This is a genomic window from Paeniglutamicibacter sp. NPDC091659, assembly GCF_044756805.1.
Lineage (GTDB): Bacteria > Actinomycetota > Actinomycetes > Actinomycetales > Micrococcaceae > Paeniglutamicibacter.
The window spans coordinates 92,406-111,154 of record NZ_JBIVTO010000002.1 but is presented as its reverse complement, the minus strand read 5'-3'; the positions used below and the strand labels follow the sequence as shown (position 1 = coordinate 111,154).

17 protein-coding genes are annotated in these 18,749 nt (G+C 66.2%); 2 read left to right on the top strand and 15 right to left on the bottom strand.

Annotation, left to right across the window (positions count from 1 at the left end; genetic code table 11):
* The first annotated feature begins 46 nt into the window (after positions 1 to 46).
* On the top strand, positions 47 to 661 hold the full coding sequence (locus ACIQLF_RS05405) for a hypothetical protein (RefSeq protein WP_400295312.1): 615 nt from the start codon (positions 47 to 49) through the stop codon (positions 659 to 661).
* Positions 662 to 782: 121 nt separating this feature from the next.
* Here ACIQLF_RS05405 and nusB read toward each other — a convergent pair whose 3' ends face one another.
* The 15 genes from nusB to ACIQLF_RS05330 all read right to left on the bottom strand — a co-directional run bounded on the left by nusB (position 783) and on the right by ACIQLF_RS05330 (position 17,422).
* Positions 783 to 1,193 (bottom strand): transcription antitermination factor NusB, encoded by a 411-nt coding sequence (gene nusB, locus ACIQLF_RS05400; protein WP_387524547.1) that lies wholly within the window; start codon positions 1,191 to 1,193, stop codon positions 783 to 785.
* A complete protein-coding gene (gene efp, locus ACIQLF_RS05395; RefSeq protein ID WP_400295309.1) occupies positions 1,193 to 1,753 on the bottom strand; it encodes an elongation factor P in 561 nt (186 codons plus the stop codon). The genes nusB and efp overlap by 1 nt, the downstream gene beginning before the upstream one ends.
* A gap of 240 nt (positions 1,754 to 1,993) precedes the next feature.
* Positions 1,994 to 2,578 (bottom strand): tetratricopeptide repeat protein, encoded by a 585-nt coding sequence (locus tag ACIQLF_RS05390; protein WP_400295307.1) that lies wholly within the window; start codon positions 2,576 to 2,578, stop codon positions 1,994 to 1,996.
* Positions 2,575 to 3,666, bottom strand: a complete 1,092-nt coding sequence (gene aroB, locus ACIQLF_RS05385) for a 3-dehydroquinate synthase (RefSeq protein WP_400295305.1) — start codon at positions 3,664 to 3,666, stop codon at positions 2,575 to 2,577. The genes ACIQLF_RS05390 and aroB overlap by 4 nt, the downstream gene beginning before the upstream one ends.
* A 175-nt stretch (positions 3,667 to 3,841) precedes the next feature.
* Entirely contained in the window at positions 3,842 to 4,426 is a 585-nt protein-coding gene (locus tag ACIQLF_RS05380) for a shikimate kinase (protein WP_400295302.1), read from the bottom strand.
* On the bottom strand, positions 4,423 to 5,625 hold the full coding sequence (aroC, locus tag ACIQLF_RS05375) for a chorismate synthase (protein ID WP_400295300.1): 1,203 nt from the start codon (positions 5,623 to 5,625) through the stop codon (positions 4,423 to 4,425). Before aroC ends, ACIQLF_RS05380 begins: the two co-directional genes overlap by 4 nt.
* Before the next feature lie 32 nt (positions 5,626 to 5,657).
* On the bottom strand, positions 5,658 to 6,596 hold the full coding sequence (locus ACIQLF_RS05370) for a shikimate dehydrogenase family protein (RefSeq protein ID WP_400295296.1): 939 nt from the start codon (positions 6,594 to 6,596) through the stop codon (positions 5,658 to 5,660).
* Positions 6,593 to 8,800, bottom strand: coding sequence for an endolytic transglycosylase MltG (mltG, locus tag ACIQLF_RS05365; RefSeq protein ID WP_400295293.1), 2,208 nt, complete (start codon positions 8,798 to 8,800; stop codon positions 6,593 to 6,595). The genes ACIQLF_RS05370 and mltG overlap by 4 nt, the downstream gene beginning before the upstream one ends.
* A 172-nt stretch (positions 8,801 to 8,972) precedes the next feature.
* Complete coding sequence (gene ruvX, locus ACIQLF_RS05360; RefSeq protein ID WP_400295290.1) at positions 8,973 to 9,461, bottom strand: Holliday junction resolvase RuvX; 489 nt, start codon at positions 9,459 to 9,461, stop codon at positions 8,973 to 8,975.
* Between the two features lie 26 nt (positions 9,462 to 9,487).
* Positions 9,488 to 12,169 carry an alanine--tRNA ligase gene (alaS, locus tag ACIQLF_RS05355; protein ID WP_400295287.1) on the bottom strand — a complete coding sequence of 894 codons (2,682 nt, stop codon included), beginning with the start codon at positions 12,167 to 12,169 and terminating at the stop codon, positions 9,488 to 9,490.
* Between the two features lie 95 nt (positions 12,170 to 12,264).
* Positions 12,265 to 12,498 (bottom strand): hypothetical protein, encoded by a 234-nt coding sequence (locus tag ACIQLF_RS05350; protein WP_400295285.1) that lies wholly within the window; start codon positions 12,496 to 12,498, stop codon positions 12,265 to 12,267.
* A 172-nt stretch (positions 12,499 to 12,670) separates the two neighbouring features.
* Positions 12,671 to 13,042: a DUF948 domain-containing protein gene (locus ACIQLF_RS05345; protein ID WP_400295282.1), complete on the bottom strand. Its 372-nt coding sequence runs from the start codon at positions 13,040 to 13,042 to the stop codon at positions 12,671 to 12,673.
* Between the two features lie 160 nt (positions 13,043 to 13,202).
* Positions 13,203 to 13,829 (bottom strand): 30S ribosomal protein S4, encoded by a 627-nt coding sequence (rpsD, locus tag ACIQLF_RS05340; RefSeq protein WP_068734506.1) that lies wholly within the window; start codon positions 13,827 to 13,829, stop codon positions 13,203 to 13,205.
* A 230-nt stretch (positions 13,830 to 14,059) separates the two neighbouring features.
* Positions 14,060 to 15,577: a replication-associated recombination protein A gene (locus ACIQLF_RS05335; protein WP_400295279.1), complete on the bottom strand. Its 1,518-nt coding sequence runs from the start codon at positions 15,575 to 15,577 to the stop codon at positions 14,060 to 14,062.
* Positions 15,578 to 15,694: 117 nt separating this feature from the next.
* The gene (locus ACIQLF_RS05330) at positions 15,695 to 17,422 is read right to left on the bottom strand and encodes a DUF222 domain-containing protein (protein WP_400295276.1); all 1,728 of its coding nucleotides are present in this window, start codon (positions 17,420 to 17,422) and stop codon (positions 15,695 to 15,697) included.
* A gap of 258 nt (positions 17,423 to 17,680) precedes the next feature.
* On the opposite strand from ACIQLF_RS05330, the gene dtd reads away from it, so the two are divergent.
* On the top strand, positions 17,681 to 18,124 hold the full coding sequence (dtd, locus tag ACIQLF_RS05325) for a D-aminoacyl-tRNA deacylase (RefSeq protein WP_400295274.1): 444 nt from the start codon (positions 17,681 to 17,683) through the stop codon (positions 18,122 to 18,124).
* Positions 18,125 to 18,749 lie beyond the last annotated feature (625 nt).

Sequence of the window (18,749 nt, the reverse complement as noted above, 5' to 3'; positions counted from 1 at the left end):
CCGCCGCGGCGGCACCGCCGCCATCAACCCCACGCAAGGAGCACAGGTGAAACACTCAAAACAGAATTCGACCCGCTTGGTGAAGGCGCTGGACTACCGCCACATGGTCGATGTGACGCTCAAGGGCCGGGATGCGTACATCTCCCGCGGCTACGTGCTGGCCATGGGCGGCAAGTGGATCCTGGTGCACGAGACCACCGCCGGCGGGGCCCCGGATGAGACGGTGGCCATCCGCCGCAAGCACATCTCCCACGTGGCCAAGACCAAGCACTTTGCCGCGCGAACGCTGGAGGCCCGGAAGTTGCCGGTTCCGCAGTCGGAGCTGGGAATGCAGGACCTGGACTCGACCCGCGGGGTGCTCAAGGCGCTGGCCGACGGCGGGGCGCTGGTCAGCGTGCTGCGCGACGTGGCGCGGCCGGACTCCATGGTCGTCGGCTCGCTGGTCGAGTTCGACAAGAAGCGCGCGTGGCTGCTGGAGGTGACCTACCGGGGGCGCTGGAAGCGCCGGATGACGGGCATCAAGCCGCGGCACATGTCCCGCATCATCAACGGCGGGGACTACCTGGACCAGCTCGCGCTGGTCGCCGGGCCGCGGCCGCCGCGAAACGCCACGGGCGAGCCCGCCCCCGCGGAGCCGTCGACTGACGACAGCGACCGCTAGAAGCGAGCCCACCGTTAAACGGCCGATGGCCGGGTTCCACGCGCTGGTGCGTGTGGAACCCGGCCATCGAAAGCCTGCCCGGTCGTGCCGGGCTGCGGCGCTTGCCGCTGCGACTGCGTGGCTAGGCCAGCAGCGTCGGCTTCATCTGCTGGATGCGCCCGAGCAGGCCGTTGACGAACTCCGGGGACTCGTCGGTGGACAGCTCGCGGACCAGGGCCACGGCCTCGGCCACGGCAACGCCATCGGGAACGTCGTCGTTGAACAACAGTTCCCAGGCGCCGATGCGCAGCGCGGTGCGGTCGACGGTCGGCATGCGCTCCAGGGTCCAGCCCTTGGAGTAGGAGGAGAGGATCTCGTCGATCCGGTCCAGCTCGGCCATGACGCCCTCGATCAGGGTGACGGTGTACTCGTTGATCGTGATGTCAGTTGCTTCACGACGCAAACGCATGGCAGCCAGCGGCGAGACGTCGCGCTGTTCTGCTTCGAAAAGGATGTCAAGTGCCCTGCGGCGGGCCTTGGCGCGTGCGCTCACTAGGAGACACGCCCCAGGTAATCGCCGGTGCGGGTGTCGACCTTGACCTTGGTGTTCTGCTCGACGAACAGCGGCACCTGGATCTCGACGCCGGTCTCCAGCGTGGCAGGCTTGGTGCCGGCCGAGGAGCGGTCACCCTGCAGGCCCGGCTCGGTGTAGGTGATTTCCAGGACCACGGAGGCCGGGAGCTCGATGTACAGCGGGGCGCCCTCGTGCATGGCGATGGTGGCGTTCTGGTTCTCCAGCATGTAGCCGGCCTGGTCGCCGACGACGGTGCCCGGAACGGTGATCTGGTCGTAGTCGGTCAGATCCATGAACACGTAGTCTTCGCCGTCCTGGTACAGGTACTGGTAGTCGCGGCGGTCAACGGTGGCGGTCTCGATCTTTGCGCCGGCGTTGTACGTCTTGTCGACGACCTTGCCGGTGAGCACGTTGCGCATCTTGGTGCGCACGAAGGCGCCGCCCTTGCCCGGCTTCACGTGCTGGAAGTCGATGATGGTCCAGAGCTGGTTCTCAATCTTGAGGACCTGTCCGTTTTTAATGTCGGTGGTTGAAGCCACGATCTACTCTTTTCCCGTATGCGCCCGATGCCCGCCGGCACCCAGGGGTGCCGCGGCGGGCGGGGCCGTGAAATGGCGGCCGCCCGGGCGTGTTATCAAAAATCCAAGATCCAGTTTAGCGCACGGATATGCACCGCCGCTCAATTTTCCTTGGTGATCTGCAGGACGCAAGGCCCGGCAGAAGTCGTGCGGGCCCGGTTTGCCGCACGCGGAGTGCGGCAAACCGGGCCGAAGATGGTGCTAGCCGGCCTGCGGGGCCAGGGTCTCGAGGCGCGCGGTGAGCGCCTCCAGGCAACGCCGCGAGGAGTCGACGAGTCGCTCGTCGGCACCCTCGGCGATGCGCAGGTCAAGTGCCTTGCGGAAACGCGTGGCCGCGGCGCGCAGGTCGCCGCTTTCCACGTACGCCATGCCCAGGTGCTGCTGCAGCACCGATTCGTGCGCGGTGCCGTCGAACTCTGTCAGCAGGGCGCGCAGGCGGTTTGCCGCACGCTGCGGGTCGCCCGAGGCACGGGTCAGCGAGGTGTCCAGCACGCGCATGGCGAAGTTCTGCGGTTCCATGAAGCGGGTCTCGGCGACCAGCTCGCTGGCGGCGCGGACGTGGCCGCGGGCCAGCAGCACCACGACCTGCTCGGCGGCGTTGCCGCGGGCCATGGTCTCGTCGGCCAGGGCCTCGTCGGAGATGGTCTGGCTCATCGACTGCGGGTCGAAGCGCACGCCGGGGATGCCCGACTCGATGTTGTGGGTCGCAGACGGGGCGGCGGAGGCCGGCACCCGCAGCAGTTCCTGGGTGTGGGTCAGCTCGTGCGTCATTTCCTGGGTGGTCATTCGGCAATCTCCTGGTAGGCGGCGAAGAGCAGCGAGGTGTCTGGCACGTCGAGGATCCGCGGGTGCCCGATCTCGTCGAGCACCACGAAGCGCAGCAGGTCGCCGCGGGTCTTCTTGTCGCGGCGCATGCCGTCGAGCAGCGAGCTCCAGCGGTCCCCGCGGTAGGTGGTGGGCAGGCCCAGCGACTTCAGGATCGACACGTGGCGGTCGGCCACGGCATCGGAAGTCTTGCCGACGGTGCGGCCCAGCTCGGCGGCGAACGCCAGGCCGATGGACACCGCGGCGCCGTGGCGCATCGAGTAGCGTTCGGCCAGCTCGATGGCGTGGCCCAGGGTGTGGCCGTAGTTCAGGAACTCGCGCTCCCCCGACTCGCGCAGGTCCGAGGAGACGACGCGTGCCTTGACGGCGATGGAACGCTCGATGAGTTCGCGCAGGCGGGCCGATCCGGCCGTGGTGGCATCCACCGGGTCCTCTTCGATGAGTTCCAGGATGCGCTCGTCGGCGATGAAGCCGCACTTCACGACCTCCGCCATGCCGGTGACAAGCTCGTTCTTCGGCAGCGTGGCCAGGGTGTCGAGGTCGACCAGCACGCCGGCCGGCGGGTGGAAGGCGCCGACGAGGTTCTTGCCCTCGGCGGTGTTGATGCCGGTCTTGCCTCCCACGGAGGCATCGACCATGCCCAACAGCGAGGTCGGGATGTGCACGACCTTCACGCCGCGCAGCCAGGTGGCCGCGACGAAGCCCGCGAGGTCGGTGACGGCGCCGCCGCCGACGGCGACGATCGCATCCGAGCGGGTGAAGTCGTTCTGGCCGAGCACCTGCCAGCAGAAGGCGGCAACCTGGATGTGCTTGCCCTCTTCGGCGTCGGGGATCTCCGCCGAGAATGCCGCATAGCCGGCGGCCGTCAGGTCTTCCTTGACCGTGTCGCCGGTGGTGCGCAGGGCGCGCGGGTGGATGACCATGACGCGCTTGACGCGTTCGCCGAGGATGCCAGGTAGACGTCCGAGCAGGCCGTTGCCGACGATGACGTCGTAGTTCTCGGCCGGGGCCGATCCGGTGACGTGGATCGTCGTGGGCGCGGGGTTCATCGTAGGTCCTCCAAGTGCTGCGTAGCGCGCACGCCGGTCCGCATGCCGCGGGAAGGTGTGTGCGTGAGTGAAAACGCGTCGTCCGAAACGGGGCGACTCTTAGCAGTTGGACCGAAGCGTGGTGTCGCGGCCCAACGAAATTAAGAGTACGTGTTTCTGCACGCGAGATGGTGTTTCAGTGTCCGGTATCACGGTAGGCGGTGATGATTGCCTCCGCGATCTCGGCGGGGCCAAGCGTACGCGTGTCGATGCGCAGGTCAGCGCATTTCTCGTAGGTGTCGGCCCGATCGGCAAAGATCCGCGACCAGGATTCCAGCGCTTCGGCGGCGCGGGATTCCGCATCCGCTTCGGCGCCGTCCTGTGTGTCGCCGGTGGACGCGCCGGCAAGCAGCGGGCGCGTGGTGTCCCCGGCGATCCGGTGTGCGACCGTGGCCGCGTCCGTGTACAGGTACACGGTGAAGCCCTCGGCGAGGATGCGTTGGTTCTCCGGCGCCAGCACCGCTCCCCCGCCCGTGGCAACCACCAGCGGGGCCGGGCCGGCTGCGCGGGACAGCAGTGCTGCCCCGCGCAGCGCCTCGGTCTCGAGGGCGCGGAATCCGGCCTCGCCGCCGTCCGCAAAGATCTCCGGGATCGGGCCGTGGTCGCGGACCACCAGCGCGTCGGTGTCCAGCGCCCGGGTGTCAAGCAGCCGGGCCAGCTCCGCGCCGACGGCGCTCTTGCCGCTGGCCATCGGCCCGATCAGGAAGATCGTGCGGGTCATGGACGGCGGACCGAACCCAGGGATTCGGGGATGGCGGCCAGGTAGGTTTCCATGTTGCGCTTGACCTCGGTGAGCGAGTCGCCGCCGAACTTCTCCAGCATGGCCTGGGCCAGCACGAGTGCGACCATGGCCTCGGCGACGACGCCCGCGGCCGGAACGGCGCAGACGTCCGAGCGCTGGTGGTGCGCCGTGGTGGCCTCGCCGGTGGAGGTGTCGATGGTGCGCAGGGCGCGCGGCACGGTGGCGATCGGCTTCATGGCCGCGCGGACGCGCAGGACGTCCCCGATGCTCATGCCGCCCTCGATGCCGCCGGCCTTGTTGCCCGAGCGGTCGATGACGCCGTCCTCGCCACGCACGATCTCGTCGTGGGCGGCCGAGCCGCGGCGCGAAGCGGTGAGGAAGCCGTCGCCTACCTCGACGCCCTTGATGGCCTGGATGCCCATGAGGGCTGCGGCCAGGCGCGCGTCAAGGCGGCGGTCCCAGTGCACGTAGGAACCCAGCCCGGGGGGCAGGTTGTAGGCCAGGACCTCGACGATGCCGCCGAGGGTCTCGCCCTCCTTGTGTGCGGCGTCGACCTCGGCGACCATGGCCGCGGACGTGTCCGCGTCGAAGCAGCGCAGCGGGTCGGCGTCCAGTGCCATGACATCGGAGGCGCGCGGCAGCGCCGAGCCCTCCGGGGAAGCCACTGTGCCGACGGACACCGTGTGGGAAACGAGTTCCACGCCCAGCTGGGCCAGGAAGTTCGCGGCCACGGAGCCGAGGGCCACGCGGGCGGCGGTCTCGCGCGCCGAGGCGCGCTCCAGCACCGGTCGGGCGTCGTCGAAACCGTACTTCTGCATGCCGGTGAAGTCGGCGTGTCCGGGGCGCGGGCGGGTCAACGGCGCATTGCGCGCCATCGAAGCCAGCGCCTCGGGATCGACCTCGTCCGGGTTCATGACCTTGGCCCACTTGGGCCATTCGGTGTTGCCCACCTCGATGGCCACGGGGCCGCCCTGGGTCAGCCCGTGGCGCACGCCGCCCATGAAGGAGACTTCGTCCTGCTCAAACTTCATTCGGGCGCCGCGGCCGTAGCCGAGGCGGCGGCGTGCCAGGGCATCGCGCACATCCTGTGAAGAGATGGCAATGCCCGCGGGCAGTCCCTCGATAATTCCAACCAATGCGGGGCCGTGTGATTCGCCCGCCGTCAACCAACGCAACATGTGTTCCATCCTGCCATGTACTCGCTGCCCGATTAGGGCCGAGGTAGGCCTACTGCGTCGCACATCACATTTGTGACGCGCCCCCAGTCGGCATCTTGAATTCCTGAAAAAAGCTTGACCTGCTCCACGCCCTGGTGCACCAGCATGCTCAGACCGGAAACGACCACTCCACCGGCCGCTTCCCAGGCGGTGGCAAGTGCGGAGGGCCATGGATCGTAGGCCACGTCCAGCAGCACGGCGCCCGGCTTGATGACTCCGGTGTTGCCGACGCTTTCCGCGCCGTCCCTGGCGCCAAGGCCCAGCGCCTGCACCCAGGTGTCCGCGGCGCGCGCCGGAAGCGTGGAAATCATCGCGTCGTAGCCCGGCAGGCGGGTGGCCGCCTCCGTGTAGGGCAGCGCGGTTGCCTCAAGCCCGAGGGTCCGGGCCAGTTCAAGCGCTCCCTGCGCACGTTCCGGGTTGCGCACCAGCAATTCGACGGTTGCGGCTCCCATCAGCGAGCACGCCTCGAGCGCCGCGAGCGCGGTGTTGCCGCTGCCGAGGATCGCGATGCTTTGGCCGACGGACCCGGACGCGGGTGCGGGTGCGCCCGCTGTCCGCGCGCCCTCAAGCGACCGGATGATGCCCTCGACGTCGGTGTTTTCGGCAAGCAGCCGGACCCCGTCCGCGCCCCGGGAAACCACGATGGTGTTCAGCGCCCCGAGCCGGCGCACCCGTTCCGAGGGCTCGTCGACATACGGGATCAGCGCGTCCTTCATCGGCATGGTGACCGACACCCCGACCCAGCCGGGTTCGGTGCGCAGCCGCGCGGCGAACTGCTCAGCCTGCTCCGGGAGGATGTCGATGGCCGTGTAGTCGATCCCCACGCCGAGCTCGCGGTACGCGGTGGAGTGCAGCAGCGGGGAACGCGAATGCCCGATCGGGTGGCCCAGCACCGCGGCGCGTGCGCCGGGTGCCGGGCTTGCCGAGGTCACTTGCAGACGTCCGTGTTGGCCGCGCACCAGGTGCGGAACTCGTTCTGGTTGACCTGGTGTTCGCGGTAGGTCTTGGCGAACTTGGTTTCGCCGGTGTTGGTGTTCACCGTCACCCAGTAGTAGTAGTCGTTCGGCGAAGGGTTCGCTGCCGCCTTGATGGCGGAGGTGCCCGGGGACCCGATCGGCGTCGGGGGCAGGCCCTTGTGGACGTAGGAGTTGTACGGGTTGCCCGCGTCCTGCTTCTCCTCCTGGGTGAAGTGCAGGGTGTAGCGGTCAAGCCCGTAGATGACGGTGGAGTCGACCTGCAGCAGCCCGTTGGTTTCTGTGTTGCTGGCGTGCAGGCGGTTCTCCAGCGCGCCGGCGACCGTTGCGTAGTCGTCGGGCCGGGCCTCCGCCTGCAGGATCGACGCGATCGTCAGCACCCGGTACTGCTCGGCCGGGTCGGTGACGCCCTCGTCCTTCAGCGCCTTCTTGGTGGCGTCGACCATCAGCTGAAGCACGGCCTTGGCGTCGGAATCGATCGGGAACCTGTACTCCCCCGGGTGCAGGAAGCCCTCGAGGCTCTTCACGTCGCCCTTGATGCCGAAGGCCGCGGGGTCCCCGGCGAGGTTCTCCAGCTTGGCCTGCGACAGGCCTGTGGACTTGGAGATCTCCTCCAGGACCGCCGGCATGCGGGTGTTCTGCTTGATCGCCACATAGCCGACCTTTTCCGGGCCGTCGCCGATAAGGATGGTGGCGGCGTCCAGTGCGGGCATCTGCAATCGCAAATCGTATTTCCCGGGGTGGATTTCCCGGTTTTCCGTTTCCACCATTTGGATTGCCTCGAGGAAGAGCTTGTCGCTGGCGACGATGTCATCCGCGACCAGGGCACGTCCGATCTGCTGGGGGCCCCAGCCGGACTTGACCTCGAAGCTGACGGTTGCCCCGCCCGGTGCGGGGAAATCCTTCGGGTTCAGCCGGTCCATGACGCCCTGCAGGACGATCACAACGCCGAAAATAACGGCGCAGAAGCCCAGCAGCACGGCTGCCATCACCGCGTTGCGGCGACGGCGGCGGCGCTTGCGCTGTGCGAGATCCGCCGAGGTCGGGCCACCCAGGAACAGGCTCTCACGCCCGCTTCCCGGGGCGGCAAGGTCGTGTTCCGGGTATTCGTGTTCGTGGGACTCGTGGAGGTACGCGTCGCCCTCGTCGTGGTAATCGTGCGTTTCGTCGCCGGGCACGGCCATGTAGGCCGCACCGTAGGTGACGGGCGCCGGTGTTTCGACATCGGCCCAAGCCTCGGTGGCGGCCGCGAAACCTGCATCGTGGCCGTGGGTGTCCTCCACGGGGCCGGCAGCGGGCTCAACCGTGTGCCATTCGGGAACGTCGGCGCTGGAAGCCGGGGAATCGGGGAGCCAGGTCTCCGGGGCCGGGGCCTCGACAGCCGGTTCGGTTGCCTGCGTGAACGCCGGCGGAAAGTCTTGCTCCTGGCTCGATTCGGCCTTGCCGGGGCGCGTGGTTCCGTCACCGGCATGACCCGGGTGCGAGAGGATGTCGTTGAAACTCATGGCCGCGTGTTCGCGGGCGTCCCAGCGCTGCACAGCCGGCTCCGTCGCCGGCGCGGCGGCAGGCGTGGCCGCAGGCATTGCGGGCGGTGCCGGTGCCACGGGCTCTGCGGGTGCTTCCACAAGGGCGTTCGGCGGGGAAACCGGCGGCACCGCGAGGTTGGCTTGGTCGACGGGGGTTCCGGCGTCCGCGGGGGTCTCCGGGGTGTGGCCGCCTGCAGCGGCAGGCATGTCGGCCGAGGGCGTGAAGTAGTGTGCCGAATCCGGGGTTACGGCGCTGCGCCCGGATGCGGTGCGGGCCCGGCGGGGTCCCGCGGCGTTTGCGCGCAACGTTTCACGCACGCGTTCCGCGGCGGCGCGCTGGGCCTCGATGGCTTCGGTGCGGGCGCGCAGGGCGCCTTCGGTGCGGGCGCGCTGCGCAGCGGCAACGGCCTGGACGCGCTGCTGTTCCGCGGCGAGCTGGGCCTCGGTCGGCGCGGCAGGCGCGGCGGCAAGGACCTCCGCCGCGGAGGCGGCCGAGGCGGCGGAATCCGACTCGGCGAAAGGTGCAACAGGGTCGTTCCCGCCGGCTTCCACCCGTTGGCGGGCCGCTCGTGCGGCGCGTCTCGGTGAAACCTCGTTTTCGTGGCGCGAGGAATCGAAGGACGATTCGTTAGTCATGCGGTGTTCTCCCTTGCCCGCGGGCAACGTAGTAGCCGTGGGACGACGGAGGCCCACCTGTTCAGCTTTTTGAGATGTGACCTGATCGTAACCTAAAAGTGACGCGTCATGCGGATCATCGCCGGCGCGGAGACGGGCGCGCCGCGGGTGATCAACAGCGGAATTGTGGTCCTTAGGATACATCGCCGAACCCGGAATCCGCGGGGAAAACCAGCTGCCCGGGGGCGAACTGGCCGTGTCGACGCATTTCAAGCACCTGTTGGAGAATCTCCACGGCGGCGACCTGGTCGACCACCGAACGGTGCTTGCGCCCGTCCAAACCGGCCTCGCGCAGTGACCTGTGCGCACTGACGGTGGTCAGCCGCTCGTCGACGAGGCGCACCTCCGCATCCAGGGAAGCGCGCGCCAGGGCATTAGCCAATTCATCAGCATAATCCCGGGCCATGGTTGTCGAAGCGGTCTCCCCGCCGGAGAGCGAACGCGGCAGGCCGACAAATACTTGCCTGACCTCGCGCTCCGCGGCGAGCTTAACCAACACCGAGATGTCGCTGTTCTTCTTTGCATCGCGTTTCAGGGTCTTCACCGGGGTCGCAAGCATGCCATCGGGGTCGCTGGCCGCGACGCCGACGCGGGCCATGCCCACGTCGACGCCCAGCAGCACCCCGCGTGCGGGGTTTGTCGCCGAAGTTATGACAGATCCTGGATCGAACGGATCATCGCCTCGATGGCATCGGGTGTCTTGCTGACATCCTGGCCGCCACCCTGGGCGAGGTCGTCCTTGCCGCCACCGCCGCCGCCGAGGATCTTCGCGGCGGTGCGCACGAGTGCGCCGGCCTTGACGCCCTTGGTGCGTGCTGCCTCGTTGGTGGCAACCAGCACCAGCGGGCGCCCGTTGGAGGCGCCGGTCAGTGCGACGGTCGAGGCCTCGGAGCCCAGTCGGTCGCGCAGGTCAAGCGCCAGGGCGCGCAGGCCTTCCGCGGAGGAGACCTCGCCGGCGTCGTGCGCCAGGACGCGGACGCCGTTGATGTCGCGGGCCTGGGCCACCAGGGACCCTGCCTGTGCGGCAAGCTGGGCGGTGCGCAGGCGTTCGATTTCCTTTTCCGCGTTCCTCAGCTTCGCAACGGTGTCGGTGATGCGCTCGTTGAGCTGTGCGGCCGGAACCTTGAACATCGAGGAGAGTTCGGAGACCAGTGCGCGCTCGGCGGCACCGTGGCGGAAGGCTTCCATGCCGACCAGCGCCTCGACGCGGCGGTTGCCGGATCCGACAGATGCCTCGCCCAGCAGGGTCAGCGACCCGATCTGCGCGGTGGCGTCGACGTGGGTGCCGCCGCAGAGTTCGCGGCTCCAGGCGCCGTTGATCTCCACCATGCGCACGGTGTTGCCGTACTTCTCGCCGAACAGGCTCATGGCGCCGGCGGCGCGTGCCTCGGCCAGCGGCATGACGTTGGTCAGCACCTGGTGGTTGTTGCGGATGGAGAGGTTCACGACCTCTTCGATCTCGTTGCGGGCCGCGGCGGAGAGCGCCTCGGACCAGGAGAAGTCGAAGCGCAGGTAGCCGGCCTTGTTGAAGGAGCCGGACTGCAGCGCGTCCGGGCCGAGGATCTCGTGCAACGCGGCGTGGACCAGGTGGGTGGCGGAGTGCGCCTGCTCGCCGGACAGGCGGCGGGCGCGATCGACCTCTGCAAGCACCGTGGCGTTGGCGGGCAGTTCACCCTCGCGCACGATCGCCTGGTGGACGTTGAGTCCGCGGATCGGGGACTGGACATCGAGCACCTCGAGCACGAAGCCGTCGCCGGTGATGAGTCCGACGTCGCCGGCCTGGCCGCCCGCCTCGGCGTAGAACGGGGTCTCATTGAGCACCAGTTCGATCTGCTGGCCCTGTTCGGCCACCTCGACCAGGGCGCCGTTGTAGACAATGCCGCGCACGGTGGATTCGCTGGTCAGCTCGTCGTAGCCAGTGAAAATGACATCGCCGGAATCGTGCAGCTGGGTGAACACCGTCAGGTCCGCGTGGCCAGCCTTCTTGGCCTTGGCGTCCTTCTGCGCACGGGTTCGCTGTTCGCTCATCAGGGCGCGGAACTGGGTCTCGTCGACCGACAGGCCCGCCTCGGCGGCGATTTCCAGCGTGAGGTCGATCGGGAAGCCGTAGGTGTCGTGCAGCGCGAACGCGTCCTCGCCGGAGAGTGCCTCGCCCTTGGACTTGGAGATGCTCAGGGCTTGTTCCAGGCGGGTGGTGCCGGAGGCGATGGTGCGCAGGAAGGCGCGTTCCTCGGCGTAGGCGATGCGGGCGATGCGCTCGAAGTCGGTGTCGACGATCGGGTAGACGCCCTTCATGGCGTCGCGGGAGACCGGCAGCAGTTCCGGAAGGACCGCGGTTTCCACGCCCATCAGGCGCATGGCGCGGATGGCGCGGCGGATCAGGCGGCGCAGCACGTAGCCGCGGCCCTCGTTGCCCGGGGAGACGCCGTCGGAGATCAGCATCAGCGAGGAGCGGATGTGGTCGGCCACCATGCGCATGCGCACGTCGTCCGCGTGGTGCGGGTCGTTGTGGTCCTCGGTCGAGGTGTATTCCTTGCCGGAGAGCTCGGCGGCCTTGTCGAGCACCGGACGGACCTGGTCGGTCTCGTACATGTTCTCGACGCCCTGCAGGATCATCGCCAGGCGCTCGAGGCCCAGGCCGGTGTCGATGTTCTTCTTGGGAAGTTCGCCCAGGATCTCGAAGTTGTCCTTGCCGGTGCCCTCGCCGCGTTGGTACTGCATGAACACGAGGTTCCAGATTTCGATGTAGCGGGTGTCGTCGGCCTCGGGGCCGCCCTCGATGCCGTACTCCGGGCCGCGGTCGTAGAAGATCTCCGAGCAGGGGCCCGCCGGGCCGGGCTGGCCGGTGGACCAGTAGTTGTCCGCCTTGCCCATCTTCTGGATGCGGTCGGCAGGAACGCCGATCTTGTCGCGCCAGATCGCCAGTGCTTCCTCGTCCTCGTGGTAGACCGTGATCCACAGCTTTTCGGCGGACAGGCCGTAGCCGCCGTCCGCGACGGGGGTGGTCAGCAGCTCCCAGGCGTAGGAGATCGCACCTTCCTTGAAGTAGTCCCCGAAGGAGAAGTTGCCGCACATCTGGAAGAAGGTGCCGTGGCGCACGGTCTTGCCGACTTCTTCGATGTCACCGGTGCGGATGCACTTCTGGACCGAGGTGGCGCGCGTGTACGGCGGCTCTTCGCGTGCGGTCAGGTACGGGATGAACGGCACCATGCCGGCAACCGTGAACAACAGCGACGGGTCCGAGGAGACCAACGAGGCGCTGGGAACCGCGGTGTGGCCCTTCGACTCAAAGTAGTCGACCCACCGGCGTGCAATTTCCTGCGATTTCATTGTTCCTCTTCGGTCCCTTCGTGCTTACGGGGTATATCTGGTGCGGTGGTGTTCGCTGGATTCAATCCGATCCGGGCACAACACCGGTTACAAGTTTAGTGGCGGCCGTGGCCGGTTGTTTCATCCAGGCCCAGGGCCTGGCGTAATTCTGTTTCGCGTTCGTTCATTCCGTCGCGGAATGCCGTGGCAACTTCGTGTATCGAATCGCTGATGCGGCCCATTGTGCGGTTGAGTCCCTCGGGGCCCGCCAGCGACTTGGCCTCGCCGATTTTCCGGGCGGCCAATACGCCGACACCGATTCCGATGCCGACCCAGAATAGCTTCTTCATCTGCGCTTCCTCATTTCATGTTGGGCCCAGGCCGTTGGATGTGCCGGCCGTCCCCCGCCGGGCCATCGCCCGGTGTTCTTTTGCACTTTGCCCGGCACCGCTTCCGCCGAACACGATCCAGCTGCCTTTGGGATCGATGTCGGGGTTCGAACGGCGCTTGCCGTTCGTTGCCCTAGCGGCTGCGGCGTCCCTTGCCCGCGGGCTTCGTTCCCAGGGCGGCCCGGACACCGGAGGAGAACGCGGCGACCTTGATCAACGGCTTCCCGACGGTTGCCGCCATGAGCGAGGAAAGCGCGCTGATATTTGCGGAGGCATCCGAAACGTTGTTGGTGATGCCTTCGACCTTGCGGAGCTGGTCGTTCGTGGTTGCAACTGTGGTGGTGACCTCGGTGAGCAGCGGCGTCGTGCCGTCGGAGACTTCACGCACCGCGGCACACAGCTCGTCAAATACCTTGCCGAGCTTCCAAATGGGAACTGCCAACAGTGCCACGAGCACGGCAAAGACCCCCGCTGCGATGAGTCCGGCGATATCCGACCCTGTCATGTGCTTTTCCTCTGCCGTTGGTGACGTGTGCTTTTCCACCTTACCGAATGGTGGCCGGTAGCACAGAACCGAAACATGCCGGATAGCACGAAGCCCGCGGCCAAGGCCGCGGGCTTCGTGTTGCACTGCCATCATTCGGGTGGGCGTGAGCCCGTCGAATTTAGCGTGCGTAGTATTCGACCACGAGGTTCTCTTCGCAGGTTACAGGAACCTCGGAGCGCTTCGGGCGGCGAACAAGCTTGGCCTGAAGGGCTTCAAGCTTGACGTCCAGGTAAGCCGGGACGGCCGGAAGAACGTCGCGGTGAGCGCCTGCAGCGGCGATCTGGAACGGGCCCATCTTTTCGCTACGCTCGTGAACGTGGATCAGCTGACCCTCGGACACGCGGAACGACGGACGGTCCACGCGGGCGCCGTTAACCAGGATGTGACGGTGCACAACCAGCTGGCGGGCCTGGGCGATGGTGCGGGCGAAGCCTGCACGCAGAACCAGGGCGTCCAGACGCATTTCCAACAGCTCGACCAGGTTTTCACCGGTCTGGCCCTTGGTGCGCTTGGCTTCTTCGAAGGCACGGGTCATCTGTGCTTCGCGGATGCCGTACTGGGCGCGCAAACGCTGCTTTTCGCGCAAGCGTACTGCGTAATCGCTGTCCTGCTTCTTGCGGGCACGGCCGTGCTGGCCCGGACCGTAGGGACGACGCTCCATGTACTTTTCAGCTTTAGGAGTCAGAGCAAGGCCGAGGGCTCGCGAGAGGCGAACCTTGCGGCGGGCACGAGTGTTGTTAGCCACGAGTGTCCTTTTCTTTTAGAGCGACTGTTTATCTAACTGGCCTCCATCGTGGAGAGTTGTGGGAAGCCGCTTCCCTATTCACTACAACCCGTGTCTGCGCACCCCACGGAACCGAAGTTCCATTGAATTTGCACACAGGGCTTGCCAGCCAAGGATCAATCCTACCACCGCCATCAAACCTGCGGCACATCACCGCCGACTCGCGTCCCTCCTGCTCGGCATGCAGGGGTTTACTTTTTGCCGCGGAACTTGGCTCGGATGATGCCCCTGATGCGTTCGAGCCGCTCGCCGATAAGTCGCTCGGCGCCATTTGCCGTGGGGCGGTAGTAGTCGACGCCCTGCAGGTCGTCAGGCGCGTACTGTTGCGTGGCAATCGAATGCGGGGCATCGTGCGAATAGATGTAGCCCTTGCCGTGGCCCAATTGCTGGGCGCCTGCATAGTGGGCATCACGCAGGTGCATGGGAACTCCGCGGCCGCGGCCGGCGCGAACGTCGGCAACCGCCTCGTTGATGCCCTTGTAGGCTGCATTTGATTTAGGTGCGGTTGCCACATGGACCACGGCGTGGCCAAGGATGATGCGGGCCTCGGGCATGCCAATGAGCTGGACGGCCTGCGCCGCGGCCACGGCTGTCTGCAGTGCGGTTGGATCGGCCATGCCGATGTCTTCCGAGGCGCTGATCATGATGCGCCGGGCAATGAATCGCGGATCCTCGCCGGCTTCGAGCATCTTTGCCAGGTAGTGCAGGGCCGCGTCGACGTCGGACCCGCGGACGGACTTGATGAAGGCACTGATGATGTCGTAGTGCTGGTCCCCCGCCTTGTCATAGCGTTGCACCGCGGCATCCATGGCACGTTCGGTGTGCTCCAGGGTGATGCGGATCCGCTGGTCCTTGGCGCCTGCGTCACCCGCGTCGTCTTCCGACACGTCTTCGCTACTGGTTTCGGCAGCTGCGTCGGCAACCTTGGATTCTTCGGCTTCCGAGGTTGGCTCGGCTGCAACGGTCGGGTCCGGGCTTTGCGGCTGGGCTTCCGCCGCGCTCCAGGCAACGCCTGCCGCGGCCTCCAGTGCGGTGAGGGCACGTCGTGCGTCTCCCCCGGCCATGCGCACCAGGTGGTCCAGCGCGGTCAGGTCCATGACCAACTCGTCGTTGAATCCGCGCGGGTCCTCAAGGGCCCGCGTGATCAGTCCTGCGACGTCGGATTCCTCCAACGGCCGCAACGTGAGCAGCAGCGAGCGAGAAAGCAGGGGTGAAACAACGGAGAAGGACGGGTTTTCGGTCGTAGCTGCAACGAGCACGACCCAGCGGTTTTCAACGCCCGGGAGCAGCGCGTCCTGCTGGGCCTTGTTGAAACGGTGGATCTCGTCCAGGAACAGCACGGTGGTCAGCCCGCGCAGGTCGCGGTCCTCCAGCGCCTGGTCCATGACGCGGCGCACGTCCTTCACGCCTGCGGTGATGGCGCTGAGTTCAACGAAACGGCGACCCGGGGCACGGGCGATGACGTGAGCGATGGTCGTCTTTCCGGTGCCTGGCGGGCCCCAGAGGATGATGCTGGAAGGGCCCGAGGGCCCCGGGCCGTCGACGCCGGCCAGCTGGCGCAGCGGAGACCCGGGCTTGAGCAGGTGCTGCTGCCCAACAAGTTCTTCCACCGAACGCGGGCGCATTCGGACCGCAAGGGGGGCGCGGGGGCGCACATAGTCGTCGTTGTTTTCCTCGTCGTCATCCAACGCACTGAGAAGATCGTTCACTCCCCTAGCCTAGTTCAGCCGGTCTGGTGGTTTCTCCAGCTGGCGCGTTCACCGGCATGGACGGTCGGGGCGCAACCAATCGGGAAACGGTCACGGGATTAGGTTGGGCGTACCCGCTCAGTCGGTAAACAGCGGGGCCGTGTATCCGGAGGTGCGGAGCTCCGGATGCCAATGGAGATTGCGTTCCGGAACTCCGCGGGGTTGGCCGGCACGTTGGATGAGATATGGAACGCCGTCGATCATCTTCATAGTGATCAGTCCGGCATGTACCTGCAGATGATGGTAAAGGCAAAGCAACGCGCCGTTCTTGACGCTGGTCTCACCGCCCTCGAGCCAGGGCTTTACATGGTGGGCTTCGCTGGTCGCGGCTGATCTGTGGCAGCCGGGAACCGTGCAGCCGCGGTCACGCAAGGCAAGGGCGCGGCGTTGGGCTTTGTTGAAACCACGTGCCTCTCGTCCAAGGTCGAGCAATTCCCCGTTGGTTGCCAACACCGCCGGCAACAGATCGGCGTTGCAGGCCATCCGCCTGATGTTTGCGGCTGAAATGGGCCGGCCGTGGGCGGTGAATCCGGCATCTTCCATCTGTCCAAGAAGGCTTTGGTAGCCGATGAGCACGCCGATCTTGACGTGCATCCCGCCGGTATCGCTGACATCGTCGCTCGAGAGAACACCGGCACAGGCGGCAACGACAGCGTCAAGAAGCAATTGTGATGAGCTGCGCGGATCGCTGGCTGAGCCTTCGAAAGGGTCTGCCCGCGGGGGCCTTCCACAGTCCAGTTGACTTAGCGGCGCGTCCAGCGCGACGACCCCCGGTGCCAGGGCCCATGCAGGGGCCGGCGTTCCGACTGGGCAGTAAACAGGTGTGCCTGAGGGTGAGAAGACGGCATTTTCATCCGTCATGACGGATGAAGGATTTTGGGTTGCCGCAGTGGATGCAGAGCTTGGAGGCAACTTTTCCGATCGCGGGTTGCTCCAGGCCTCTCCGAAGGCCAAGATCACCTCGGAATCGATGGGATCGCAACGCAGCAGGAACTCGTCGCATCCGTCCCTGTAACCGCGGTAGAACATGCCACGCTTGGCCAGGATTTCGCCATCGGTGATGGGAGAGCCGTTGTCGGCCAGGAATCCTTCCCAGTCCTGCAGGGCCTTGCCACAGGATTTGGGTTCACCTGTGCGTGCCTCGTGAACAAGCGATTCCTCAATAGCGGTCGTGATGTTTCGGGCATCGGGGCGCGGGGTTATGCGTGGCTGCATGCCATCGAGCCGTCCTGCGAGTTGGGAGAGATTGCCGACGTCAGCTGTGCCATCGGCGGCAGCGCCGGCCAGTACCGGGTAACTCGGCCTGGGGTTTTCGGGCGACATCGTGCTTTCCGCACCTGCAGATGCTGTTTCCTGCACGGGTGCGGGAGCCACCAGGAGCCGTGCGCCGGTGAGCCTGCGTCGGGCCTCTGAGACTGAGATATGCAGGTGGGCCTGAGCATACGCGACCGTATTGCGGTGTGGAGCCATGCCCTGGCACATAATCTCTGTCGGGATGCCCACGGTTCCGTCGGCCAGTGCCTGCGGATCGGCGACCAGGTCATCCACGTGTTGAGCCGTTGCCGGATCAAGCCTGTGGATCTGGGCAATGTCTGCGTCAAGAGTGGCCACGAGTTGGGCGTAGGCGATGGCGCGGTGCCCTTGTTCGAGAAGGCCCAGCATGACCGCGCTGGCCGCGGCATCCAGTGGCGTCCCCTGCAGCCGGGCCGCCAGTTCACGCAGGCCTAGCACGGCCGCAGCCATGGCTTGGCCCAGTTTTCCGGGGTCGGCATACACCTCCGTGGACGTGCTCGCTTGCGTGCTCATGTCCATCATTCTGCGCTTTTTGCAAGACTCAAATTGCCGAAACCCGGCACCTGTGGGGGAAAGTGGAATACCCGATGTCGGCACAAACCGGGGTCCAAACGCGTGGTCCGTTTGCGCCAAGGTGCAGGCGGACAGGACAAATATGTAGAGTCAAAGTCGGCATGCGGTTTGGGCGCTGAATCCGCCCAGCCAGCCCGACATTGTTTCGGTTGCAGGCCTTGTCCACGACCGATCCCACTTTTGAAGACTAAGGACGTCATGAAAGCTGTTTTGCAAGTTGTATCGCGCGCATCGGTCGAGGTCGAGGGAGAAGTCGTCGGGAAAATCGATTCTCCTGGCCTGCTCGTGCTGCTCGGCGTGACGCATCAGGACACACCGGCACTGGCCGCAAAGCTGGCAGCCAAGGTATGGCGCTTGCGCATGCTAGCGGATGAAAAGTCGTGTGAGGACTTGGATGCACCGTTGCTGGTGATCAGTCAGTTCACTCTGTACGGGGATGTGCGCAAGGGGCGTCGTCCGGGATGGACGGCTGCGGCGCCCGGTGCAGTGAGCGAGCCCTTGTACGAGGAGTTCATGGCGCAACTTCGGGCGCTGGGAGCACACGTCGAATCCGGCGTGTTCGGGGCAATGATGGAGGTTTCGCTCGTGAATTCCGGACCCTACACGCTCATCGTTGACACGGATGACCTACCGGGATCGTAGGACTCGGAATCTAGGTCCACGGTTGAACTTCCGCCTTTGATTCCGACGGCAGCGACCGGGAATGCGATCCAGGGAGGCGAGGGAGGAGTGCCTGCAAGCCTACTGCCGCAGGACTTTCGCGCGGCTGTTGGTGGAGGCGGAGCAGGAAAATCCTCTGGGCCACTGAGGTTGTTTGTATGGCTTCTGTTCCAGGGGGTGCGGAAACCGGAATTTGGGCGCATACTGCCAATTGAACTGGGGGGAGCATCTATCCCGTAGATACTCGAGGTTCGCCGTGAATATCTCCAGAACGTTGACCCCTGCGCTGCTCGCCCTCGCGCTGCTGTTGACCGTCGATATGCCCCAGGCCAGTTCCCCGTTCCAGGCCGGTTCCCCGTTCCAAGCACCTTTTCCGGCTTCCGCAGAACTGCCAGCGGCTCAAGCCCAAAGGCAACAGGTGGCAGGCGGTCCAGCTCCCGTGAATTGGGTTGACGCCGTGGGTATCGCGCCGATCACCCCAACAGGCAGCACACCGACCAGAACCCAGACTCATTCCGGTTTGGCAAGTACAGCTGGTACGGCATGGTTGCAAGGCGCTGGCAATGCGGCCCATCTGATCCACCCCGAGACGGCCACTCCGTCCTCG